The sequence below is a fragment of the Halopseudomonas sp. SMJS2 genome (assembly GCF_029866945.1).
Taxonomy (GTDB): domain Bacteria; phylum Pseudomonadota; class Gammaproteobacteria; order Pseudomonadales; family Pseudomonadaceae; genus Halopseudomonas; species Halopseudomonas bauzanensis.
This window is the reverse complement of the sequence record NZ_CP123445.1, coordinates 2,684,825-2,707,736: the sequence shown is the minus strand read 5'-3', so window position 1 is coordinate 2,707,736 and position 22,912 is coordinate 2,684,825. Positions and strand designations below refer to the sequence as shown.

General features: G+C 61.2%; 20 protein-coding genes. 10 read left to right on the top strand and 10 right to left on the bottom strand.

The features are described 5' to 3' along the window. Positions 1–31 precede the first annotated feature (31 nt). A complete protein-coding gene (locus QAO71_RS12775) occupies positions 32–790 on the bottom strand; it encodes an SDR family oxidoreductase (RefSeq protein WP_280164602.1) in 759 nt (252 codons plus the stop codon). 191 nt (positions 791–981) lie between these two features. On the opposite strand from QAO71_RS12775, the gene QAO71_RS12770 reads away from it, so the two are divergent. The 10 genes from QAO71_RS12770 (at position 982) to QAO71_RS12725 (ending at position 13,554) form a co-directional block, all read left to right on the top strand. Further along, positions 982–1,434 carry an FxsA family protein gene (locus QAO71_RS12770; RefSeq protein ID WP_169304568.1) on the top strand — a complete coding sequence of 151 codons (453 nt, stop codon included), beginning with the start codon at positions 982–984 and terminating at the stop codon, positions 1,432–1,434. Between the two features lie 190 nt (positions 1,435–1,624). After that, complete coding sequence (locus tag QAO71_RS12765) at positions 1,625–1,918, top strand: co-chaperone GroES (RefSeq protein WP_036988527.1); 294 nt, start codon at positions 1,625–1,627, stop codon at positions 1,916–1,918. 49 nt (positions 1,919–1,967) lie between these two features. Then, entirely contained in the window at positions 1,968–3,611 is a 1,644-nt protein-coding gene (gene groL / locus QAO71_RS12760; RefSeq protein WP_074777887.1) for a chaperonin GroEL, read from the top strand. Positions 3,612–4,207: 596 nt separating this feature from the next. Next, on the top strand, positions 4,208–5,440 hold the full coding sequence (locus QAO71_RS12755; RefSeq protein ID WP_280164601.1) for an NADH:flavin oxidoreductase: 1,233 nt from the start codon (positions 4,208–4,210) through the stop codon (positions 5,438–5,440). Positions 5,441–5,475: 35 nt separating this feature from the next. Next, positions 5,476–6,954: an FAD-dependent oxidoreductase gene (locus tag QAO71_RS12750; protein WP_280164600.1), complete on the top strand. Its 1,479-nt coding sequence runs from the start codon at positions 5,476–5,478 to the stop codon at positions 6,952–6,954. A gap of 120 nt (positions 6,955–7,074) precedes the next feature. Further along, entirely contained in the window at positions 7,075–8,265 is a 1,191-nt protein-coding gene (locus tag QAO71_RS12745; RefSeq protein ID WP_105643645.1) for an acyl-CoA dehydrogenase family protein, read from the top strand. 10 nt (positions 8,266–8,275) lie between these two features. Further along, positions 8,276–9,406, top strand: a complete 1,131-nt coding sequence (locus tag QAO71_RS12740) for an acyl-CoA dehydrogenase family protein (protein ID WP_105643644.1) — start codon at positions 8,276–8,278, stop codon at positions 9,404–9,406. Between the two features lie 41 nt (positions 9,407–9,447). Next, a complete protein-coding gene (locus QAO71_RS12735) occupies positions 9,448–11,118 on the top strand; it encodes a class I adenylate-forming enzyme family protein (protein WP_105643643.1) in 1,671 nt (556 codons plus the stop codon). A 22-nt stretch (positions 11,119–11,140) separates the two neighbouring features. Beyond that, entirely contained in the window at positions 11,141–11,932 is a 792-nt protein-coding gene (locus tag QAO71_RS12730) for an SDR family oxidoreductase (RefSeq protein WP_105643642.1), read from the top strand. A gap of 44 nt (positions 11,933–11,976) precedes the next feature. Then, positions 11,977–13,554 (top strand): MFS transporter, encoded by a 1,578-nt coding sequence (locus tag QAO71_RS12725; RefSeq protein WP_105643641.1) that lies wholly within the window; start codon positions 11,977–11,979, stop codon positions 13,552–13,554. Positions 13,555–13,596: 42 nt separating this feature from the next. Here QAO71_RS12725 and QAO71_RS12720 read toward each other — a convergent pair whose 3' ends face one another. From QAO71_RS12720 to cysD, 9 genes are all read right to left on the bottom strand, one after another. Continuing rightward, positions 13,597–14,052: a nuclear transport factor 2 family protein gene (locus tag QAO71_RS12720; RefSeq protein ID WP_105643640.1), complete on the bottom strand. Its 456-nt coding sequence runs from the start codon at positions 14,050–14,052 to the stop codon at positions 13,597–13,599. Between the two features lie 33 nt (positions 14,053–14,085). Beyond that, a complete protein-coding gene (locus tag QAO71_RS12715) occupies positions 14,086–14,877 on the bottom strand; it encodes an SDR family oxidoreductase (protein WP_105643639.1) in 792 nt (263 codons plus the stop codon). A gap of 31 nt (positions 14,878–14,908) precedes the next feature. Then, positions 14,909–15,376 (bottom strand): SRPBCC domain-containing protein, encoded by a 468-nt coding sequence (locus tag QAO71_RS12710; protein ID WP_105643638.1) that lies wholly within the window; start codon positions 15,374–15,376, stop codon positions 14,909–14,911. 22 nt (positions 15,377–15,398) lie between these two features. Beyond that, positions 15,399–15,854, bottom strand: a complete 456-nt coding sequence (locus tag QAO71_RS12705) for a nuclear transport factor 2 family protein (protein WP_105643637.1) — start codon at positions 15,852–15,854, stop codon at positions 15,399–15,401. A gap of 21 nt (positions 15,855–15,875) precedes the next feature. Next, the gene (locus tag QAO71_RS12700) at positions 15,876–16,592 is read right to left on the bottom strand and encodes an EthD domain-containing protein (RefSeq protein ID WP_105643636.1); all 717 of its coding nucleotides are present in this window, start codon (positions 16,590–16,592) and stop codon (positions 15,876–15,878) included. An 18-nt stretch (positions 16,593–16,610) separates the two neighbouring features. Continuing rightward, positions 16,611–17,798, bottom strand: a complete 1,188-nt coding sequence (locus tag QAO71_RS12695; RefSeq protein ID WP_105643816.1) for a sulfotransferase — start codon at positions 17,796–17,798, stop codon at positions 16,611–16,613. A gap of 2 nt (positions 17,799–17,800) precedes the next feature. Continuing rightward, positions 17,801–18,910: a DUF1214 domain-containing protein gene (locus tag QAO71_RS12690; RefSeq protein WP_105643635.1), complete on the bottom strand. Its 1,110-nt coding sequence runs from the start codon at positions 18,908–18,910 to the stop codon at positions 17,801–17,803. A gap of 76 nt (positions 18,911–18,986) precedes the next feature. Further along, positions 18,987–20,891 carry a sulfate adenylyltransferase subunit CysN gene (cysN, locus tag QAO71_RS12685; RefSeq protein WP_105643634.1) on the bottom strand — a complete coding sequence of 635 codons (1,905 nt, stop codon included), beginning with the start codon at positions 20,889–20,891 and terminating at the stop codon, positions 18,987–18,989. Next, positions 20,891–21,889 carry a sulfate adenylyltransferase subunit CysD gene (gene cysD, locus QAO71_RS12680; RefSeq protein ID WP_218278832.1) on the bottom strand — a complete coding sequence of 333 codons (999 nt, stop codon included), beginning with the start codon at positions 21,887–21,889 and terminating at the stop codon, positions 20,891–20,893. Before cysD ends, cysN begins: the two co-directional genes overlap by 1 nt. Positions 21,890–22,912: the final 1,023 nt, after the last annotated feature.

Sequence of the window (22,912 nt, the reverse complement as noted above, 5' to 3'; positions counted from 1 at the left end):
CCGAGGCAACGGGTGGCGGGCCGTTATTGCATTACAACCGCAGACCGCCGTCCAGCTCCAGAATCCGGCCGCTGTAGTAATCGTTCTCGAACAGATAGGCGGCCGAATGGGCGATTTCCTCCGGCTTGCCCATGCGCCGCAGCGGAATACCGGCGGTCATCTTTTCCAGTGCCTCGGGCTTCATGCCGCCGGTCATCTCGGTCTCGATGAAACCGGGAGCGATGCCAGCCACGCGGATGCCGTAGCGCGCCAGTTCCTTGGCCCAGACCACGGTCATGGCGGCGACGCCGGCCTTGGCGGCTGAGTAGTTGGACTGGCCCATGTTGCCGGCGCGGGAGATCGAGGAAATGTTGATGATCAGGCCCTTGCTACCCAACTCCACCATCTTCGCCGCCACCTCGCGGGTACCGAGGAACACGCCGGTCAGGTTGACATCGATCACCGACTGCCACTGGCTCAGGCTCATCTTCTGGATCTGTCCGTCCTTGGCCTTGAGCAACAGGCCGTCGCGCAGGATGCCGGCATTGTTGATCAGGCCGTTGATGGTACCGAAATCATCCGCCACCTGATTGACCATGGCGCTGACCTGATCTTCATTGGCAACGTTGCAGACATAGGCGCGGGCATCGCCGCCGGCTGCCTTGCAGGCATTGACTGCCTCGTCCAGGCGAGCCTGGTCCAGGTCCACCAGCGCCAGGCGCGCGCCGCGCCCTGCCAGGTATTCCGCCATTGCCCGGCCCAGGCCCTGGCCGCCGCCGGTCACGATGATCACGCTGTCTTTCAGTTGCATGTTATTGATCCTCTGGTTAGTTGTTGGTTTCGGCCGCAAGAATGCAACAAGCCTTGCGCATTATGAATACCTTTCTGAAAATTCAGTCATCCATTGACCTGGTCGGCGGTTGCCGTGCTGGTCGCGGGCCGGGCTTGAAACTGATCTCGCCAGCCCCATATAGGAACTTTGTCACCATTCACGAGGTTGTCATGCCCTTGTTGCGCATACTGCTGTTGGCATTACCGCTGATCGAACTGACGAGCCTGATTCTGCTCGGCCAGGAGGTCGGGGTGGGTTGGACGTTATTGTGGGTGCTGTTTACCGGTGTCGTCGGTCTGATGCTGATTCAGCGCAACGGCTGGGGCATGCTGCAGCGGTTGCAGCAGCAGATGGCCACCAATCGTAGCCCGTTCAACGTCCTCAAATCGGGCATGTGGGGCGTACTGGCCGGAGTGCTCATCGCGTTTCCGGGGTTGGTCAGCGATGTGCTGGCGATTCCCTGTCTGATCATGGCGCTGATGCACCGCGGTGGCGGTTCCGGGCCGGATGACCAGAACGGACCACGCATGTACCGACGCGGTGAACACACCATCATCGAAGGGGAGTGGGAAGCGGGACAGCCCACGCCAGCCGATGACGACCAGCGTTTGAACCGGCCTTGAAAAATTTGCGTCCGGCCCCTTGAAATGGATTGGCCGGGCCCCATAAACAAGGCACCAGTTTTACAGGCGCCCATTGCGGGAGCCTGTGTTGGATAGGGACGCAGCTCAGGCACGTCCTTCAGGCCCAGGCCTGATTAACTTGAAATGCCGGCAAGCCGGCCTTTGACATTCATTTGGGAGACTCACAACGATGAAAATCCGTCCGTTACACGATCGCGTAGTCGTTCGTCGCAGCGAAGAAGAAACAAAAACCGCTGGCGGTATCGTTCTGCCTGGCTCTGCAGCAGAAAAACCGAATACCGGCGTGGTCCTTGCTGTTGGTACCGGGCGTCTGCTGGACAATGGTGAAGTGCGTCCGCTGGCCGTCAAAGAAGGCGACAAGGTTGTTTTCGGACCCTATTCCGGCAGCAGCACCATCAAGATCGATGGTGAAGAGCTGCTGATGATGAGCGAATCCGAAATCTACGGTGTCCTGGAAGGCTAAGGCCGCACCAGTCCGATCCCTGAACGAATTCATTTGAAGGAAAGTGAAAATGGCTGCTAAAGAAGTATTGTTCGACGTTGCCGCGCGCAACAGAATGCTGGAAGGCGTCAATGTCCTGGCCGACGCTGTCAAATCCACCCTGGGTCCGAAGGGCCGCAACGTCCTGATCGAGCGCAGCTTCGGCGCGCCGCTGATCACCAAGGACGGCGTTTCCGTCGCCAAGGAAATCGAGCTGAAAGATCGCTTCGAAAACATGGGTGCCCAGCTGGTCAAAGACGTTGCCTCCCGCGCCAACGACGATGCTGGTGACGGTACTACCACCGCGACCGTACTGGCCCAGGCCATCGTTACCGAAGGTCTGAAAGCCGTTGCTGCCGGCATGAACCCGATGGACCTCAAGCGCGGCATCGACAAGGCCACCGTGGCTGTGGTTGCCGAGCTGAAGAACCTGGCCAAGCCCTGTGCCGACTCCAAGGCCATCGCTCAGGTAGGCACCATCTCCGCCAACTCCGACGACTCCATCGGCAAGATCATTGCCGAAGCCATGGATCGCGTTGGCAAGGAAGGCGTGATCACCGTTGAGGAAGGTTCCGGTCTGGACAACGAGCTGTCCGTCGTTGAAGGCATGCAGTTCGACCGCGGTTACCTGTCTCCCTACTTCGTCAACAAGCCGGAAACCATGTCCGCCGAGCTGGACAACCCGTACATCCTGCTGGTTGACAAGAAGATCTCCAACATCCGCGAAATGCTGCCGGTACTGGAAGCTGTCGCCAAGGCCGGTCGTCCTCTGATGATCGTTGCTGAAGACGTTGAAGGCGAAGCGCTGGCTACCCTGGTAGTCAACAACATGCGCGGCATCGTCAAGGTCGCTGCGGTCAAGGCGCCGGGCTTTGGTGATCGCCGCAAGGCCATGCTGGAAGACATCTCCATCCTCACCGGTGGTACCGTCATCAGCGAAGAAGTCGGCATGAGCCTGGAGACCACTGGTCTTGAGCACCTGGGTCAGGCCAAGCGCGTGCAGATCAACAAGGACAACTCCACCATCATCGATGGTGCCGGTTCCCAGACTGATATCGAAGCCCGTGTTGCCCAGATCCGCAAGCAGGTTGAAGAAACCACTTCCGACTACGACAAGGAAAAACTGCAAGAGCGTCTGGCCAAGCTGGCTGGCGGTGTTGCGGTCATCAAGGTCGGCGCCGCTACCGAAGTGGAAATGAAAGAGAAGAAGCACCGCGTTGAAGACGCGCTGCACGCGACCCGTGCCGCCGTTGAAGAAGGCGTGGTACCTGGCGGTGGTGTTGCCCTGGTGCGCACCCTGGTGGCTTTCGAGAACCTGGTTGGTGACAACGAAGACCAGAACGTCGGTATCAAGCTGCTGCGTCGCGCCATCGAAGCGCCGCTGCGCCAGATCGTCACCAACGCTGGTGAAGAAGCCGCTGTGGTATTGCAGGCTGTGCGTGCCGGTGAAGGCAACTATGGCTACAACGCTGCTACCGGTGAGTACGGCGACATGATCGAAATGGGTATCCTCGATCCGGCCAAGGTAACCCGTAGCGCGCTGCAAGCCGCTGCTTCCGTTGCCAGCCTGATGATCACTACCCAGGCGATGATTGCCGAGCTGCCGGAAGACAAGCCGGCCATGCCCGACATGAGCGGTATGGGTGGCATGGGCGGTATGGGCGGCATGATGTAAGTCGCTCCCCGCGCAGCACCGAAACCCGCCCCTGATTCAGGGGCGGGTTTTTTTGTTTCTGTCTCCTGAGCGAGCTGGCGAAGAAGGCCTCGTGTAAGACATTGGCTATGTTCTGTGTAAGTCTTATCAGTCACTTGTCGTGAGCGGAATAGGATTTTTGTCTGTGGAAAAATAGTAACCAATTGAAATTAATCATAAATATCTATCATAGCCCTAACGGGTGAGACGATTTTTGATATTGATCGGGGATCGTTTCCGGGTACTATGTGTCCATGCGCGACGGAATGCGCTGCTCGGCAGGGAGCTTGAGCCAAGGGAGCATCAGGATGGTGACAGTCGGGATGACTGGGTCATGGACGGCAGTAGGGATAGAAAAAGTGGGGGCGGATTATTCCGCCCCCTTTTTTTGTTCTGCACAATCTTGAATTGACAGCTTCTCCTGCCTCGCGCGTCATCTTCTTCTCGTCTGATCAGACGATGCCAGCCGCAATCAGAGTTTCCAGAATCGATGCAATTGATACCGGACAGCTGGGGCCGAGCCGTTGCCGTGAGGCATGGTTGGCCTGGTGACCGGTCCATTCGCTCTGGAGATCACCATGGCAGGCACCGAACAACAACAACTCGCCCAAGCTTATACCCCCCTTACCATCGGCCCGTTGACACTGCGCAACCGCTTCATCAAGTCCGCCACCAACGAAGGCATGTCGCCGAACGGGGTGCCGTCACGGCAGCTCGTGCAGTTTCATGCGGGGATGGCCGCCGGTGGGGTCGGCCTGACCACAGTGGCCTACTGTGCGGTCAGCGCCGACGGCTGCACCTTGCCCAACCAGATATGTATGGACCGCGCCACACTGCCGCATCTGCGCGCCCTGACTGATGCTGTGCATGCGGAAAACGGCGCGGTATCGGCACAGATTACCCATGGCGGCTGCTTCACCTTCATCAAGGGGTCGGGACGGCCGCTCTCGGCCAGCGGCGGTTTCAACAAGATCGGCCTGATGAGTGGGCAATATTTCAAGCAGGAAATGAGCGTGGCGGACATGCAGCGGGTGGCGGCGGACTTTGCCACGGCTGCCGAGCTGGCCCGTGAGGCCGGTTTCGACGCGGTGGAAATCCACATGGGCCATGGCTACCTGCTCAGCCAGTTCATCTCGCCGCTGTACAACAAGCGCCGGGATGAATATGGCGGCAACCTCGCCAATCGGATGCGCTTTCCCCGCCAGGTATTGCGTCGGGTGCTGGATGCGGTGGGTGATGACCTGGCGGTAATCTGCAAGTTCAGCATCACCGAGGGTGTGCGTGGCGGCAACAGTATCGATGATGGTGTGGGTATCGCCCGCGAGCTGGCAGCAGAGGGTGCGCATCTGCTGGTACTGAGCGCCGGTATGAACGCCGAATCCATCACCACCATGTTCGGCTCCTCGTTCCCGCCGGAGAACCGCGCGGTAGTGACCAACCCGATCATGAAAGGGGCGATGTTCCTACAGTCGCTGGTCGAGAAGCCGGTTCCGTTCCGTGAATTGTATCTGCTGGAGCATGCCCGCAAGGTGCGCGCCGCGGTGGATGTGCCATTGGCCTACCTGGGCGGAGTGACCTCGGCCGCGGGAGTTGGCCAACTGATGGCTGAGGGGTTCGATACGCTGGCTATGGGCCGGGTGCTGATCCATGACCCGACCTGGGTCAACCGCCTGCGCGAGGGGCAGGTCCAGCGCTCCGGCTGTACTGCCTGCAATCGATGCGTGACCATGATGTATACCGAAGGCGGCACCAGTTGTGTGCTCGGCAGTCCGGGTGATGCGGTGATCAACCGTATACCCGCGGCAGGCTGAATATCTCCATAACAACAATACAGAAGGATGCTGCAATGCTGACTGACAATACCTATTCTCCTGCCCGTGCATGCCCGCTGGCGGCGATTCCGGGCTGGGATCTGGAAACCGATGTGGTGGTGGTGGGCTTTGGCGCCGCCGGTGCCTGCGCGGCGATCGAGGCGCGCCAGGCGGGTGCGGGGGTTGTGGTACTGGAAGTAGCCGGTGTGGGCGGCGGCAGTGCCAGCCTGTCGGGCGGCGAGGTGTACGTGGGTGGCAACGGCGGCACCGATGTGCAGCGCGAGCATGGCTTCGAAGATGCCACCGAAGACTTCCAGAAATACCTGATGCTGGCCGGTGGCCCGGCCGCCGATGCCGAGCGAGTAGGTACTTACGCCGACAATGGTGTGGCACATTTCAACTGGTTGCGTGAGCAGGGCGTGCCTTTCAAGGGTACTTACCTGCCGGGCAAGTGGATCGAACCCACGACCGATGACACTCTGTTGTGGTCGGGCAATGAGAAGTCCTGGCCTTATCTCGATCAGGCTAAGCCAGCGCCGCGCGGCCATACCGTGCAGTTTGTCGGCTGGGGCGGCGGCCAGGTACTGATGGAAACCCTGTGTGCCCGTGCCGAGGAGCTGGGTGCACAGGTGCGTTATGACAGCCGGGCCCTGACTCTGGTGGTGGACGAGCGCCAGCGTGTGGTCGGTGTGGTCACCCGCGAGGCCGGCACTCCACGCTTTGTGCATGCCCGGCGCGGTGTGATCCTCTGTGCCGGCGGCTTTATCAGCAACAGCGCCATGGTCGAGCGCTTCGTTCCCTCTGCGCTGGACTGCGAGTTGCAGGTCAGTGCCGGGAATGATGACGGTTCCGGTATCCGCATGGGCATGAGCGTTGGTGCGGCCACGCTGAACATGCAGGAGTTCTTTGCCACCCTGCCATTCTTCCCCCCGGCATCGCTGGTCAAGGGTATCTTTGTCAATGAACGCGGGCAGCGCTTCGTCAACGAGGACTGCTATCACGGTCGGGCCGCGCATCATGTGCTGCGCCAGCCCAATGGTCGTGCCTGGCTGCTGGTCGATAACGAGATTTTCGGTCGTCCGGTGATCCAGGAGGACATCCAGGTGGCCGCCGTTGGCGAGACCTGGCAGGAAGTGGAGGAAGAGCTCGGGCTGCCGTCAGGCGCGCTGGTGCATACCGTCGAGGAGTTCAACCGGCTGGCGGCAGACGGCCGCGATCCGTATTTCCACAAGACCGCCGAGTGGCTGCGTCCGCTGACCGAGCCGCCATTCGCCGCGTTGAGCTACTGCAAGGGCGATTTCCAGGGCCATGCCTTCACCCTGGGTGGACTGGCTACCTTGCCCAGCGGTGAGGTACTGGATGGTGATGCCCAGCCGATCGCCGGTCTGTATGCGGCCGGCCGCACGGCCTGCGGGCTGCCGCGTTGGGGGGAGGACTACTGCTCGGGCCTGTCGTTGGGCGATTCGACCTTCTTCGGTCGTCTGGCCGGGCGCTCTGCAGCAGTCGGCAGTTGACCGATGCCGCGCGGGAAATCGTCCATCCGGACGACGTCGTCGCGCGGTTGCTGCCGTTAGAGTCAACGCATAATCAAGGCCGGGTTCGCGGTCTGGTAAGAACAACATGCAGGTAACACGATGAACGAGCTAGAAGCATTTCGCCAGGAAACCCGAGCCTGGCTCGAGGCCAACTGTCCGGCATCCATGCGCACGCCCATGCCGTCCGATGAGATGGTCTGGGGCGGACGTACGGTCGAATTCCAGCATGAGGACCAGCGCCTGTGGTTCGAACGCATGCGCGACAAGGGCTGGTTCTGCCCCGACTGGCCGGTGGAATACGGCGGTGGCGGGTTGAATCCCCAGCAACTGGCTGTTCTCGAAGCGGAAATGCGCCGCCTGCATTGTCGCCCACCCCAGATCAATCTGGGCATCTGGATGCTCGGTCCGGTCCTGCTGGAGTTCGCCAGTGAAGAGCAGAAGCAGCGCTTCCTGCCACCCATGGCCCGGGGCGAGATTCGCTGGTGTCAGGGTTTTTCCGAGCCCAATGCGGGCTCCGACCTGGCCAGTCTGCGCACCTCGGCCGTCATCGATGGCGACGATTTCGTCATCAATGGCACCAAGATCTGGACCTCCTATGGCAACAAATCCGACTGGATGTATGCCCTGGTCCGTACCGGGCCGATGGAGCCGAAGCAGGCTGGCATCAGCCTGATCGTGCTGGACATGACCTCGCCGGGAGTGAGCGTCGCACCGATCGACCTGATCAGCGGCAAGTCGAGCTTCTGCCAGGTGTTCTTCGACAACGTGCGGGTGCCGCGTGCGCAACTGATCGGTGAACTCAACGGTGGCTGGACACTGGGCAAGGCCTTGCTGCAGCATGAGCGCCGGGCCATGTCGAAGTTCAGCGAAACGGCGCTGCCCACCCATTTCGACCTGGGTGAACTCCTCAAGCAGTATCTGGATAAGCCGCAAACGGTGGCTGAGATCGCCCTGCAGCAGAGGGCGGTAACCTGCCTGATGGATGAAGAAGCCTTCAGTCTGACCAGTCGCCGTATTGCCGAGACCCTGCGCGCCCGGCAGGACGCCTCGGGACTGATGGCAATCGCCAAGCTGGTACACAGCGAGCAGGAGCGAACCAAGTTCGAGCTGCTGCTGGAGATCATGGGCAACCAGGCCCTGGGCTGGGAAGGTGAGGGCTTCAGCCAGCGTGAACTGGATATGACCGGTGCCTGGTTGATGAGCTATGCCCAGACCATTGCCGGTGGTTCATCGGAAGTGCAGTTGAACGTGATTGCCAAGCGCGTGCTTGGCCTGCCGGAAGCCAAGTGAGGAGAGTGCCGTGAGTCTGGTTTACAACGAAGATCAACTGCAACTGCAGGACAGCGCACGCGACTTCCTGTCCGCGCGCTCGCCGGTTTCCGTGCAACGGGCCATACGCGACCAGGGTATTGCCGCTGGCTACGACGCCGACGTCTGGCAGGGCATGCTGGAGCTGGGCTGGAGCGCGGTGGCGTTCAGCGAAGAGGATGGCGGGCTGGACTTCGGCTTTGCCGGCTTTGCACCCCTGTTCGAGGAAATGGGGCGCCATCTGAGCGCCTCGCCACTACTGGGTAGCGTGGTGTTGTGCGGTGGGCTGATCGAGCAGCTCGGCACTGCCGGACAGCGCCAGCAATGGCTGCCGCAACTGATCAGTGGTGAGCTGCGCCTGGCGCTGGCGCTGGAAGAGTCGGCCCGCCACGCACCGGAAGATATCGCGCTCAGCGCCCAGGCCGATGCCGACGGCTGGCTGCTCGATGGTGAGAAGCTCTGGGTGGCCGACGCTCGCGAGGCGGACGGCTGGCTGGTGGTGGCGCGTGAGGCCGACGGCGGCTGCGGGGTGTTCCTGGTCCGCGCCGGCACGCCTGGTGTGCAGCTTGAAGCGCGGCAGATGATCGATGCGCGCAATATGGCGGCGCTGCGCTTGCACAAGGTGCGGCTGGAGCCTGATAGCCGGCTGGGTAGTGCCGATGCTGCCGAGGCGCTTGATCTGGTGCTGGATCGTGGGCGCAGTTGCCTGGCGGCAGAGCTGCTGGGCATGGCCGAAACCGCCTTCCAGATGACCATCGAATACCTCAAGACCCGGGTCCAGTTCGGCGTCCCGATCGGCAGCTTCCAGGCTCTGCAGCACCGTGCGGCCCGCCTGTATACCGACCTGCAACTGGCGCGTAGCAGCGTGATGGGGGCCTTTGCCCAGCTCGATCGTCCAGGCAGCGACGACCGTGAGCGTCGCCGTCTGGTCAGCCTGGCCAAGTGGAAGGCCGGCCAGATGGCCCAGCGGGTCAGTAACGAGGCGATACAGATGCACGGTGGCATTGGCGTTACCGATGAATATGATCTGGGGCTGTTTCTCAAGCGTATGCGCGTAGCACAGAACCAGCTGGGCAACAGTGATTACCACTGCCAGCGATACAGCGACAACCGCAGCGCCTGAAACGGCCCGTGGCGAACTACAAAAATTACAAAGAGGTAACCATGCACACCAGTCTCGTGGATCAATGGCGGACGTGTAACCAGCAATTGCTGAGCGCCCAATCACCCTTTGCCCTGGGTGAAGACCAACAAGGGCGCAAATACTTCATCAATGCCCCGGCGACTCTTACCGAAGCCATTCAGGCTGGTCGCCGCCACGGTGATGCGCCGTTTCTGCTGTGGTGTGACCAACGCTACAGCTTTGCCGAGTTCTACACGGCTGCCGACCGCATGACCGCTGCGCTGCAGCAGATCCTTGGTCTCCGTCCCGGTGAGCGGGTAGCGATCGCCATGCGCAACCGCCCGGAATGGATGATCGCCTTCACTGCCTGCGTTCAGGCTGGTGCCGTCCCGGTCCCGCTGAATAGCTGGGGGCTGCGCGATGAGCTGTTGCACGCTATCGGAGATGCCGGAGCCGGTGTGCTGATTTGTGATCCGGAGCGTTATCAGCACCTGCGCGATAACGTGGCAGATATCCAGTTGGTATTGGTCGATGAGACGCCCTCGTCAGGCCAGTATGCCTGGCAGGCCTTGATGGATGCCGAACTGGCTCCCATGCAGTTGATTCAGCCCAAACCGGATGATATCGCCCAGGTGCTTTATACCTCCGGCACCACCAGTCGTGCCAAGGGCGTGGTGTCCAGCCATAGAGCTGTTGCCCAGGCGCTGTTTGCGCTGGACTACCAGGGGGCCTTCGCTGGCATGACGTCGCCAGAGCGGATCAAACCGATCATGGAGTCCGGCCTGCAACCCACAGCATTGATCAGTTTTCCGCTGTTCCATGTCAGCGGCTTGCAATCGCAGTTTCTCAGCATGCTGCGCAACGGCCGCCGCATGGTGATCATGTACAAATGGGATGTTGAAGAAGCGTTGCGGCTGATCGAAACTGAGCGTTGCACCCAGTTCAACGGTGCGCCGGTGATGATGCAGCAACTGATCAACCATCCACGTTTCGACAGCCCGGCTACCGCCAGCCTGTTCGCCCTCGGCATGGGCGGCGGGGCGTCCTCCGAGGTGTTGTTGGAGCGACTGCTTGCGGTCAAGCCCAACGCCATGGTGGGTGCCGGTTTCGGCATGACCGAATGCAACGGCATAGGTGCTGCGCACTCCGGAGAACAGTTCGTGCATTTCCCTGGCAGTGCCGGTTGGCCATTGCCATTGGTGGACCTGGTTATTGGCGAGTCACCGGAGCAACCCTTGCCTGCAGGTCAGGAAGGGCCGATCTGGTTGCGTTCAGTCACCCTGATGGACGGTTATTGGCAGCGTGACGAGGAGACCGGCGAGGCATTACAGAATGGCTGGCTGTACAGCGGTGATGTCGGCTATCTCGATGAGCATGGCATGCTCTACGTCACCGGCCGGATCAAGGACATCATCATTCGTGGTGGCGAGAATATTTCCGCGCTGGAAGTCGAGCAATGCGCCGGTGCCCATGCAGCTGTGGTCGAGGCTGCTGCCTTTGCCTTGCCAGATGCGGAAATGGGCGAGTGCGTGGCGCTGGTAGTGCATGTGCGTGATGACATCGGCGAGCAGGATTTGCGCAGCTTCATGGCCGGTCGGCTGGCGGCCTTCAAACTACCCAGCCGTATCTGGTTCACCGATCAGCCGCTGCCGCGCAACGCGACGGGCAAACTGCAGAAACCACAAATCAGACAGGCCGTAGGACTCGCTTGAACATCTTGAGGGTGAGATCACTATGAGCAACCTGCATGGAAAGGTCGCCATCGTCACCGGTGGAGCCCAGGGCATCGGCCGTGGCATCGTCGAGGCTTACATCAACGCCGGCGCCTGCGTGCTGCTGAGTGATATCAATAACGACGCCATCGAACAGGCGATGACCGAGCTGGAGGCGTTGCAGCCGGGGCGGGTGCTTGGTTACCAGGCGGACGTGACCTGCAAGGAGCAAGTCCAGGCCATGGTGGCCGCTGCCGTCGAGCACTTCGGACGGCTGGACATCCTGGTCAACAATGCCTGGAAGGGCGCCGGGCTGGCGCGCCTGGAGCAGCAAACGGACGAGCAACTGCGCGGTGCCTTCGACATGGCGGTGATGGCGGCGTTCTGGGCCATGCAGGCGGCATTGCCGGAATTTCGCCGGTTGGGGGCGGGGCGGGTGGTCAACCTGTGCTCACTGAACGGGGTCAATGCGCACATGTACAGTGCCGACTACAACGCCGCCAAGGAAGCGCTGCGCAGCCTGACCCGTACCGCAGCGCGGGAATGGGCGGCGGATCAGGTGTGCTGCAATATCATCTGCCCCGGTGCCGCCAGCGAAGCCTATCGGCGCTTCGCCGCCGCCAGTCCGGAAAATGCCAGGGCCATGGAGCAGGCCAACCCCATGGGGCGCATCGGTGATCCGCTGCATGACATCGGTCCGGTGGCGGTGTTTCTCGGCAGCGATGACTGCCGGTACGTGACCGGCAATACCTTCTTCGTCGATGGCGGCGCACATATCAACGGCGTGCACTGGGCGCCGCAGCTGAAATCCTGATCCCAGCCGTTTTTCCATCCTGACATCACGCAATCGAGGGTCCGATGAATAAAGACATCGCCAATCCCTGGGTCAGTTTCATCGCCCTGCTGTTCGCCACCTTTGTCACCATCGAAGCCGCTGCCTTCCAGGCACCGGTGCTGCCCAGCGTCGCTGCGCACTTCGCCATCCCGATCAATCTGGCCGCGCTGATCCTGATTTTCTACTTCATCGCCGTGGCGGTCTGCGCGCCGATGATGGGGCGGCTCGGCGACCAGTATGGGCGCCGGCGCATGATCAGCCTGGGGCTGGTGGTGTTCGGTGTAGCCGAGTTCATGGCCGCCTGGGCTCCCAGCTTCTGGTTTTTTCTGCTGGCGCGGTTCCTTCAGGGGTTGGGCGTGGCCTGTATCTTCCCGGCGGTGTTCAGTTACGTGAACCGACTGTTCGCCGAGGACAAGCGTGGTATGGCGCTGGGTGTCATGATGTTCGTCATGACCTTTGGTGCAGCCAGCGGTGGCCTGCTGGGTGGGCTGATGATCGACGCTTTCGGCTGGCAGAGTGTCTACCTGATCAGCGGCGTGCTGGCTTTGCTGGGGTTGATTCCGCTGCTGGTCTGGGTGCCGGAGAGCCGTGGGGCTGTGGCGGAGGGGCGTTTTGACTGGTTTGGCGCACTGCTGCTGCTATCGACCATCACTGCGCTGCTGTCACTGCCCACCTGGGCGGCCAATTTTGGCCGGGACTCCTGGGTTACCTGGACTGTCGTCGTGGTGGGTGTTGTCAGCCTACTGTGGCTATGGCGACACAGCGGTCGCCAGGCTGCGCCGATACTGGATGTGTCACTGCTCAAGGATCGGCGCTTTGCCATCCCCAGTGCCATCTACTGGATACAGATGCTCCTCAGCAGCGGCGTGGTCTATTCGCTGGCATTCTTCATCAATACCCGGCCTGGTGGCAGTGCCGCGCAGTTCGGCATGGTCACCCTGGCACTGTATGGCAGTACCATGCTGGCCTCGCCGATCGCAGGCAAACTGATCGACCGTGTCGAGCCACGCCGGGTCTCGACGCTGTCCCTGTTCGGCAGCCTGGCTGCACTGATCCTTTTTTCGCAGATGGATACCTCGGTGCCGTTGGTATCGGTGTTGCTGCTGGTGGGGTTTATCGGCTTGATGCTGGGTGCCAACAGCCCGGCGCTGATGAAACTGGCGCTGGGTGCAGTGCCGCAGCATAAGTCCGGTGCAGGTTCCGGCCTGTTCAGCATGCTGCGGGATCTCGGTTTGCCGACCGGGTCATCGCTGGCGCTGGCGATCTTTGGTCTGTCCTCGAGTTTCCATACCCGACGGGTCGCCGAGCAGACCGCCGCCGAACTGGAGCTGGGCGAGGTCCACGCCGCTGAGTTACTAAGGGCAGCCACGGTGCGGGGCACCGAAATGAGCACCGAGCTGACAGCGGCATTACTGGAGTCCGGTGCCGGGGTCGAACAGGTACTGGAGAGTATTACCGTTGCCTCGCTGGGCGGGGCGATCAGCAGTGTCGGCTATCTGCTCACCGGGCTGTTGGTGCTGGCCCTGGCGTTGACGCCGTTTCTTGGGCGCAGGGCGGATGTGCAGGCGGTATCCGGCGTCGGAACGGCTGTCTCGCGCTAAAAAAAACGGCCCGCATAGCGGGCCGTTCAGATATGGCAGGGGTCAGTTGATCGGCTTTGAGGTGATATTGCACTGGCTATCCAGCGGCTGGATCATTTCCAGCAAGCGCTTGTAGCCGGTACGCAGGATCCGCCACTGGCCGTCGACCTTGATATAGCGGTCTTCGTAGATGGCACTGCCGTGCAGGATGGTGCCCTCATCCAGGTTGATGAACAGATCGTTGAGGTACCACAGGCCAGCGGCTTCATCGCCATTGACGCTGATTTCGGGAGTATGGCCGTTGTGCATACCGAAGCGGCGGTTGGTGAAGGAGCTGGCATAGAAATCCATGGCTTCGTTCATGCCATTGATCTCGAACTGATAGGTCGGGCTGTCAAAAGTGATCAGCGCATCCTGCGCCAGAACGCCGCGCAGCAGTTCCAGATTACAAGTATCGATGCCGCGAAAGTAACGGGCCTTGAGTTGCTTGATCTGCTCGATGTCATACAGCTCTTGCATGGTCTGTCCTTTAATCGGGAAAGAAGCGGGCTATCAATGGGGCAGGTAATGCCCGCCATTGACATCCAATTGAGCACCGGTGATCACCTTGGCATAGTCGCTGGCCAGGTACAGGGCGGCGGAGGCACAGTCGGCATCGTCCGGAATCTGACGCAGCGGGATCTGCTGGGCGATCTGCTCGACCAGGGATTCAACGCTGACGCCCAGGCGCTCGGCTTCGCTTTTGAAATACTGGATCACCGGCGTGCCCCACATCCAGCCATTGAAGGTGCTGTTGACGCGGATACCGAACGGCCCCAGGTCCTCGGCCAGGTATTGCACAGCGGTCTTCAATGCCCCCTTGGATACCGCATAACCGGACTCCAGTTGATTCGGTCGGCGAGTGGCCATGGTATTGACCATGACGATGCTGCCGGACTTCTGCAGTTTCATCTGTGGCACCACCGCCTGGGTCATGTTCATGCTGCCGAACAGGTTGACCTCCATGGTTTTGCGCCAGTCATCCATCTGCGAGTTACTGGACGAGCCCCAGGTTCCGTGGGCATAGGCGGAATTGATCAGCGCGTCGATGCGCCCGAAGTGCTCGACGGTCTGCTCGGCCAGTGTCTCGCACTGCTCGGGTTGGGTGATGTCGGTCGGCAGCTTGAGGATCCCGCAGCCATGGCCGGCTTCGCGGATGGCGGCTTCGGCCTGATCCAGCATGGCTGGCGTGCGGGCTGCCAGCACCACGGCCTTGGCTTGATATTCGGCGGCGCGCAGCGCCAGCTTGATGCCCATCCCCGGGCCGATCCCGGAGATGATGATGGTCTTGTCTTTCAATAGCATGGAGCACCTCTCTTGTTGTTGTGTGGCGTGTTCAGCGGCGGCTGGCGTAGAGAGCCTCGGCGCGCTGCTTGAGATCGCGGGCTACCTGGTCGAAGGCCTCTTTCACCCAGGCACCGTGTTCCGCCATGATGGTGTCGGCATTGATGCCGAGGAACTGATCGGTGGTGAAGTAGGTGCTGCGCTCGCTGTCGATGGCTTCGACATACTGATCGCGGCGGGCGGCGTCCTTGTTTTCTGGTACTGGTCGCTGCTCCCAGGACAGCAGTTGCTCCGGCTCGCAGGCGACCAGGTATTCATTGACCGGTACCACGGTATCGGTACCCGGCGGGCGTACCAGCATCTCCACCGGGTCGTTGATCCGCATGCCGCAGCGGATGCTGAAGCAGAAGCTGTTCCACTCCTCGTATTTGTCCAGATCGGTCAGTACCTCCCAGACCACGCTGGCCGGGGCGTCGATCTCGACCTTGATCGAGGTGACAAGGTTTGCGGCTTTGGTCATGTCGATATCCTTCTTGTTGTTGTCAGTTGATGGGTTTGGAGGTGATCTGCAGCTGTTCAGGCAGCGGCTCGACGGTTTCCAGCAGCGTCTGGTAGCCGGTCTCGGCGATCAGCCACTGGCCGTCGCGCTTGACGTAGCGATCCTGGTAGATCGCGCTGCCATGCATGTGGGTGTTTTCTTCCAGGTTGATGAAGATGTAGCTCAGGTACCACAGCGCTGTAGCCTGGTTGCCGTCGACCTCGATTTCCGGGGTATGGCCGTTATGCGTGGCCAGGCGGGTAGCGGTGAAGGAAGTCCGGTAGAACTCCAGCGCCGGCTCCAGGCCCTCGAGGTGGAACTGGTAGGCGGGGCTCTTGAAAGCCAGTTTGACGTCCTCGGTCAACATGGCCCTGAGCATGTCCAGGTTGCAGGTGTCGATGGCGCGGAAATAGCGCGCCTTGAGCTGCTTGATCAGCTCGATTGCTTCTAGATCCAACATGGGAAGCCTCCTTGTGGCTGCTCAGACACTGAGCCGGTATTCACTGGTGAGAATGCAGTCGATCTTCTCGAAGTCGATGAACTTGCTGGTCGATTCGTACATGGCCTGTTGGCGCTGCGCGCACTTGTCTGGGTCGCCAAGGGCGGCGAAGAATCCCTCCGGATTGCCGATGGCCTCGGGCGGGAAGTTCTCTTCGACGATGGCGTGCAGCACTGGCGCACCGTAGGTAAGCGCGCGGACGACGGTGTTCTGTCGGTAGCCGAAGATCGACTGCAGTGGATAGGCCTTGGGCCCGTGCTCGTTGCGCCAAACGTCGTACCACTGTTCGTAGTTCATCCGATGTGGCTTGTGCAGCAGCACCACCTGATTCATGCCGGGGGTGCGTTGGCCAACCGGCACCTGGTATTCGGCTGCACGCTGTTGGCGCTGCTCGGGGTAGGGCTCGGACTCCAGCACCAGATACGCCTCCAGGCGGCTGGTCAAGGGTGCCAGGAGATCCTTGATGGAAGGTAATTGTGAGGCACTGTCCAGCCACAGCGAGAGCATCCCATCCAAGGGGGTGGCGCTATTGGTGATGCGCTGGGCGGACGCGGCGGCTACCGCCTCATCGACCACCATGACGCGGATGTTCCGTGCCCCGACGGTAGCCAGGTCGTCGCGCAGGCCGAGCAGGGCTTGGCGCCACTGCTCGACGTTGTGTTGTGACGGTTTCCACAAACTCAACATGAGTTTTTCCATGATTCCTCCTGCCTGCGTTCAGTGATTGGCGCTCAGATGGCGGGCGCGATATTCCATGTAGTCGCGGGTCATCTGGGCTTCGTTCAAACCGAAGCGCTCCAGGCTGTAGTCGTGGCTGGCACGTTTTTCCCGGCCATTCTTCGCCAGCCATTGTTCGGCATCGGCGCGCGCCTTGTCGGTGAAGGGCATGCCGGCGAAGCTGTACACGCGCTCCAGCACCTCCATCGGCCTGGCCACGGTGTCGGCGAACTGGATGTCCAGGAAACGGTCGAGGGGATGCTGGTCGCGCACCTGCATGGTGTGGCGAATACCCCGGGCCATGCGACGGTTCCACTGGATGCCGGCGGATCTGGGATCGGGCTGATCGCTGTACATCTGCCACAGGGTGTGTGCCATGCTGGCCATCGAGGGAATGGTCTGCGCCGGTTCGCGGTGGGTCAGGATCACCTGTGCCCGGGGAAACACCTCCAGCAGCAGGTCGATGGTATGCAGGTGCTGGGGTGCCTTGAGCAGCCAGCGCTGGCCGCCGGTTTCTCCGCGTTGCTGCTTCTGCCACTGCAGGAACTGCAGCATCTTCTTCAGCTGGGTGTAGACGGGGCGCTGGTCCTGCTGGTCGAGCCACCGGGTATAGCTGGGTACGTCGGCGTAGGCGTCCATCGCACACAGGAACGAATGCTCCATGAGCATGAATTCCTCATCGCAGAGCAGGGCATCGAACGGATGAATCGAGAGGATCTGCGGGATGGCCTCGATGGTCTGTTGCACCTCGGCCTTGGCCCGGCTGATGCGTTGCTCGGGCGCGGCCAGGGTTTCACCTTCCAGCGGTGCCGGGTAGCGGGTTTCCCACCAGGCGGCGGAGTGGAAGCGTGGGTCCACTGCCAAGGTGCGCTGCAGCATGGTAGTACCGGTGCGCGGCAGACCGACGATGACCAGCGGATCATCGATGGTTATCCGGGTGATTTCCGGGAACCTGCGCAGGTAGTCCTCCATCACCAGCCGGTTGAACAGTTGGCCGACCAGCCGCTCGCGCATCAGGTAGCGGCCGGTATCCGACAGCTTGGCTTCGCGATCCAGTGCGTCGACCAGCACCTCCAGGGCCTGTCGATAATTGTCATCGCCGAAGTGACTGAGTCCGTTGGCCCGCTGGCTGGCCTCACTGAGCAACTGGTCGATATCCAGCGCCTGGCGTGTGGTTTGCGTGGTCATGTTCATACTGCCTCCTGCAATTGGTCGATCTTGACCACCTGGGTGGTGGGGTGGCACTGCTGACTGGCGCCGACCCAGCGCAGGCACAGCGTGCCCTGGCGAATACCGGCGGTCTGCAGCCAGTTGGCCACCCCCGGGTCGCGCTCGCTGAGCACCAGGGTGACTCCGCCATCCTGGTCATATTCGGCCTGGTGCTTGTTGAAGCAGATCCGGTGGTAGCGGTAATCCAGCGACTCCATCCAGTAGTTGTTGATCTGCAGGTTCCAGAAATCGCATTCGGGTACCTTCTGTACATGGATCACCAGCGCTTCGTCTTCGGCCAGCGCCCAGTGCGAGTGGTAGTAGTAGATATTCGGGTCACCACCCACCGACTGGCACAGGGCCTGGTCGGCCGGAGGCAACTGATTACTGTGCGCCAGGTAGCTCTGCGTCCAGTCGGCGAACAGCCGGGCGGTGTTTTCCACGAAGCTGCCGACACGCTGCAGAGACTGTTCGAAAGTGGCGGGGTCCAGTGGACCGGGCTTGGCATCGGCGCCGATACGTTCGATGGACAACTGCGCCGGTACTTCCGTGTCGCGATCGAGGAAGGTCTGGCGCACCAGTACCGAGTTGCTGGCCGGTTCCACCTTCAGCCAGTTGCCCGGTTGCGGGTGGCGACTGATGACGATCTCGAAGTTGCCGTCCTGATCGGTCTCCAGGGTGCTGGCATCGATGAAACCGGTCTGGATCATCTTGCCGTCGGTTTCATAGCCGCCTTTCTGGGTGCCGAAGCTGAGGTAGTAGACCGAACCACGGTTGCCCTTGATACGGTATTCCAGGTTGCCGTCCAGGCGTGCGTACTCATACAGGTTGTCGGGGTTGTCCGCGCCGATCTTCGCGGTTTCATGGGAGGTCTTGAAGAATCCGGGAAATGCCGGGTCGGCAAACTCGACATGCATTTCCAGGCCGATACGCAGCAGGCGGGTCAGGTAGCGGAAGCCTTCGGCGCGGGTGGCGGCGTCGGTCGGGGTTTCCGGACGGAGGATCTGCTCGCCGCAGCGCTTGAGGTTATCGCAGAAGTCCGACCAGGCCTGGCCGCTGACCAGGGCGGGATGAGAGGTATTTGTTGTCATTGTCTGTCTCCGGGTTAGCAGGGCCTGCGAACAGGCCCTCAACTTGTTGCTGTTTTTCCAGCAGGACTGCCTGCTTTCACTCGATGTGACCGCGCTCGATCAGGGTGGCGATGATCCTGTCCACGGCCTGTTCGGGCGACATCCGGGTGGTCTCGATATGAATGTCCGGGTTGACCGGCGCTTCATAGGGAGAATCGATGCCGGTGAAGTTCTTCAACTCGCCCCGCCGGACCTTCTTGTACAGACCCTTGGGATCGCGCTCTTCGGCTATCGCCAGCGGAGTGTCGATGAAGATTTCCAGAAACGCCTCGTCGCCCAGCAACTGGCGGGCCATTTCCCGTTCCGAGCGGAACGGCGAGATGAAGGCGGTCAGGGTGATCAGGCCGGCATCGACGAACAGCTTGCCGACCTCGGCGACGCGGCGGATGTTCTCCACACGGTCGGCATCGGTGAAGCCCAGGTCGCGGTTCAGGCCGTGGCGCACATTGTCGCCATCGAGCAGGTAGGTATGGCGGCCGCGGGCGTACAGGCGGATTTCCAGCAGGTTGGCGATGGCTGACTTGCCTGCGCCGGACAGTCCGGTGAACCACAGCAGTACCGGCTTCTGCCCCAACTGCTCGGCACGTACCTTCTTGTTCACATCGGTATGCTGCATGTGAATGTTCTGCGAGCGGCGCAGTGAGAAGTCGATCAGGCCGGCGCCCACCGTGGCGTTGCTCAGACGGTCGATCAGGATGAAGCTGCCGGTTTCGCGGTTGCTCTGATAACTGTCGAAAGCGATCGGCTGGCTGCTCGACAGGTTGCAGACCCCGATTTCATTGAGTGCCAGCTCCTTGGCGGCCAGGTGCTCCAGGGTGTTGACGTTGATCTTGTACTTCGGCGCGGCCAGCGTCACCGGAATCGTCTTGCCGCCGATCTTCATCAGGTACGGGCGGCCACCGAGCATGGGCTGCTCATGCATCCAGACCAGTGTGACCTGGAACTGGTCGGCTACGCTCGGCGGCTCGTCGGCGGTGGCGATCACATCGCCGCGGCTGCAATCCACTTCGTCGCTCAGGGTCAGGGTGACCGACTGGCCGGCCACGGCCTGCTGCAGATCGCCATCCTGGGTGACGATACGAGCTATATGGGTTTCCCGGCCGGCTGGCAGAATACGCACACGGTCGCCCGGTTGCACCACGCCGCCGGCGACGGTGCCGGCAAAGCCGCGGAAGTCCAGGTTCGGGCGGTTGACCCACTGCACCGGCATGCGGAAGGGCAGCTTCTGCTGGTGGGACTCGTCTATCTCGACGGTTTCCAGGTAGCCCATCAGCGTGGTGCCGCGGTACCACGGCATATGCTCGGTGCGCTCGGTGATGTTATCGCCCCGCAATGCCGACATCGGGATGGCGGTGATCTCGGGCAGGTTGATCTTGCCGGCGAATTCGCGGTATTCCTCGACGATTTCGTTGAAGACCTTTTCCGAGTAGTCCATCAGATCCATCTTGTTGACCGCCAGCACCACCTTGCGAATGCCGATCAGCGAGGCCAGGAACGAATGACGCCGGGATTGGGTCAGCACGCCGCGACGGGCGTCGATCATCACGATGGCGACATCGGCGGTGGAGGCACCAGTGACCATGTTCCGGGTGTACTGCTCGTGGCCGGGTGTGTCGGCGACGATGAACTTGCGACGGTCGGTAGAGAAGAAACGATAGGCTACATCGATGGTGATGCCCTGTTCGCGCTCCGCTGCCAGGCCATCCACCAGCAGGGCGAAGTCCAGTTCGCCGCCCTGGGTGCCGACCCTTTTCGAGTCGGCTTCCAGTGCGTCCAGCTGATCCTCGAAGAGCATCTTGGCTTCATACAGCAGGCGCCCGATCAGCGTGCTCTTGCCGTCGTCGACGCTGCCACAGGTAATGAACCGCAACAGGCTCTTGCGTTCATGGGATTTGAGATATGCCTCGATATCGTCGGCAATCAGGTCGGATACGTGAGCCATCAGAAATACCCCTCTTGTTTTTTCTTCTCCATCGATGCGGCGGCGTCATGGTCGATCATTCGGCCCTGGCGCTCCGAGGTGCGGGTCAGCAGCATCTCCTGAATGATCTTCGGCAAGGTGTCGGCATCGGACTCGACCGCGCCGGTCAACGGATAGCAGCCCAGGGTGCGGAAGCGCACGTTGCGCAGCATCGGGACCTCGCCCGGGTTCAGCGGCATGCGTTCGTCGTCCACCATGATCAGCATGCCGTCGCGCTCGACTACCGGACGCGGAGCGGCGAAATACAGGGGAACGATGGGAATGTTTTCCAGATGGATGTACTGCCAGATGTCCAGCTCGGTCCAGTTGGACAGGGGGAATACACGGATCGACTCACCCTTGTTCTTGCGGGTGTTGTACAGGTGCCACAGCTCCGGTCGCTGGTTCTTCGGGTCCCAGCGATGCTGGTCGGAACGGAAGGAGAAGATGCGCTCCTTGGCGCGGGATTTTTCCTCGTCACGACGTGCGCCACCGAAGGCTGCATCGAAGCCGTATTGATCCAGCGCCTGTTTGAGACCCTCGGTCTTCATGATGTCGGTATGGATCTGCGAGCCGTGCTTGAACGGGCTGATGCCCATTGCCAGCCCGTCGGGATTGACGTGGCTGATCAGCTCCAGGCCCAGTTTGGCCACCATCTGATCGCGGAAGCGATACATGTCCTGGAATTTCCAGGTGGTATCGACATGCAACAGGGGGAACGGCGGCTTGGCTGGGTAGAAGGCCTTCATGGCCAGGTGCAGCATGACCGCGCTGTCCTTGCCAATGGAGTACAGCATGACCGGATTGTCGGCCTCGGCCACTACTTCGCGCATGGCCTGGATGCTTTCGGCTTCCAGTTTCTGCAGGTGCGTCAACGTCATAGCGTTTTCCTTCGACTTTTGTTGTTGTCGGCGCTCAGCGTATCGGGGCTGATTCGTCGAGCTATGCGCGAGTTGAAGTTTTAATATGCGTTGCAGCATGAACAGCATTGGATTGTCGGGCGGTCCGGCGGGTGGCTCTGTTCCGCCTGTGCTGCCCATGTCCACAGGGCGTCGGCTGTGGTGACGGATATCCTCGGCCAACTGCTGGGCGCCGTTCAGCATGTCGGTGGCTTCGGGCAGGTGAAACAGCTGCAATTGCTCGGTGCGCTTGCTGGCCCAGGCGCTGAAGGTGGCTGCACGCTGCCATTGCATGCCCGACAGCAGGGCGAAGAGCTTGCGCCCGGTACTGCGCTGCAGGCGGTCGAAGAAGTTCTCCAGATGGGGCGCACGCAAGCCGCCATCGTAGGGTAGCCAGAGCACCTTGCCGCGGTTGCTCATGGCCCTGAGTACGCCATGCCTCAGCTTCTTGCCGGGGCTCGGTGCGCCAAAATCGTCGACCCAGAAAATCTCACCACCTTCTTCCCGGGCCTGGGAGGCGATCTGTTGATAGGTGCTCTGGTGCCACCGCTGGACGCTCAGGGGGGCGTTGGCGATGCGTCGGGCCGGCCGCTCGGCATTCAGCCGCCAGCGTTGCAGGTAGTGTGCCGCGGTGCGGTCGGGAATGGTGATCCGATACTGCTTATGGATCAGCGCCTGCATGGCGTCGAGCTGCCAGAGCAGGTGGGGCAACTGATGGGCCTCCGGCGTGGTGGCGACCAGCGTCTGATACATCTCCAGCTCCTGCTCGGCGCTCAATGTACGTCCTTCTCCCATCTTGCGGCCACGCTCGCGGATGGGTACCGCCTGCCAGCCACCGTTCTGCCAGGCCTTGTGCGCGGCAATGATGGTCGGCGAGGACAGCCCGGTGGCGGCACTGATGGTCTTCAGGGTATTGCCCGCCAGGCGCAGCCTTACGGCCTGGATGCGCAGAGTATTGAGCTGCTCGATGGGCAGGCGGTTGCCACGTGCCATGACCGCTCCTTTAAATATCCAATTGCTGATTGGGGGGATAGTCGGTCCCTGTACTCTTGCGGGTAGGGAAAAAAGACGCATAGGCCGTTTGGACCAATCTGAAAAAAAAGG

Excerpts from the sequence above, each read along its gene's own strand:
- QAO71_RS12700 (WP_105643636.1), bottom strand. The coding sequence starts at position 16,592 with ATGGAAAAACTCATGTTGAGTTTGTGGAAACCGTCACAACACAACGTC.
- QAO71_RS12755 (WP_280164601.1), top strand. The coding sequence starts at position 4,208 with ATGGCAGGCACCGAACAACAACAACTCGCCCAAGCTTATACCCCCCTT.
- QAO71_RS12720 (WP_105643640.1), bottom strand. The coding sequence starts at position 14,052 with ATGCAAGAGCTGTATGACATCGAGCAGATCAAGCAACTCAAGGCCCGT.
- QAO71_RS12765 (WP_036988527.1), top strand. The coding sequence starts at position 1,625 with ATGAAAATCCGTCCGTTACACGATCGCGTAGTCGTTCGTCGCAGCGAA.
- QAO71_RS12770 (WP_169304568.1), top strand. The coding sequence starts at position 982 with ATGCCCTTGTTGCGCATACTGCTGTTGGCATTACCGCTGATCGAACTG.
- QAO71_RS12710 (WP_105643638.1), bottom strand. The coding sequence starts at position 15,376 with ATGACCAAAGCCGCAAACCTTGTCACCTCGATCAAGGTCGAGATCGAC.
- QAO71_RS12715 (WP_105643639.1), bottom strand. The coding sequence starts at position 14,877 with ATGCTATTGAAAGACAAGACCATCATCATCTCCGGGATCGGCCCGGGG.
- QAO71_RS12735 (WP_105643643.1), top strand. The coding sequence starts at position 9,448 with ATGCACACCAGTCTCGTGGATCAATGGCGGACGTGTAACCAGCAATTG.
- cysD (WP_218278832.1), bottom strand. The coding sequence starts at position 21,889 with ATGCTGCAACGCATATTAAAACTTCAACTCGCGCATAGCTCGACGAAT.
- cysN (WP_105643634.1), bottom strand. The coding sequence starts at position 20,891 with ATGGCTCACGTATCCGACCTGATTGCCGACGATATCGAGGCATATCTC.
- QAO71_RS12730 (WP_105643642.1), top strand. The coding sequence starts at position 11,141 with ATGAGCAACCTGCATGGAAAGGTCGCCATCGTCACCGGTGGAGCCCAG.
- QAO71_RS12725 (WP_105643641.1), top strand. The coding sequence starts at position 11,977 with ATGAATAAAGACATCGCCAATCCCTGGGTCAGTTTCATCGCCCTGCTG.
- QAO71_RS12695 (WP_105643816.1), bottom strand. The coding sequence starts at position 17,798 with ATGACCACGCAAACCACACGCCAGGCGCTGGATATCGACCAGTTGCTC.
- QAO71_RS12690 (WP_105643635.1), bottom strand. The coding sequence starts at position 18,910 with ATGACAACAAATACCTCTCATCCCGCCCTGGTCAGCGGCCAGGCCTGG.
- QAO71_RS12750 (WP_280164600.1), top strand. The coding sequence starts at position 5,476 with ATGCTGACTGACAATACCTATTCTCCTGCCCGTGCATGCCCGCTGGCG.
- QAO71_RS12705 (WP_105643637.1), bottom strand. The coding sequence starts at position 15,854 with ATGTTGGATCTAGAAGCAATCGAGCTGATCAAGCAGCTCAAGGCGCGC.
- groL (WP_074777887.1), top strand. The coding sequence starts at position 1,968 with ATGGCTGCTAAAGAAGTATTGTTCGACGTTGCCGCGCGCAACAGAATG.
- QAO71_RS12745 (WP_105643645.1), top strand. The coding sequence starts at position 7,075 with ATGAACGAGCTAGAAGCATTTCGCCAGGAAACCCGAGCCTGGCTCGAG.
- QAO71_RS12775 (WP_280164602.1), bottom strand. The coding sequence starts at position 790 with ATGCAACTGAAAGACAGCGTGATCATCGTGACCGGCGGCGGCCAGGGC.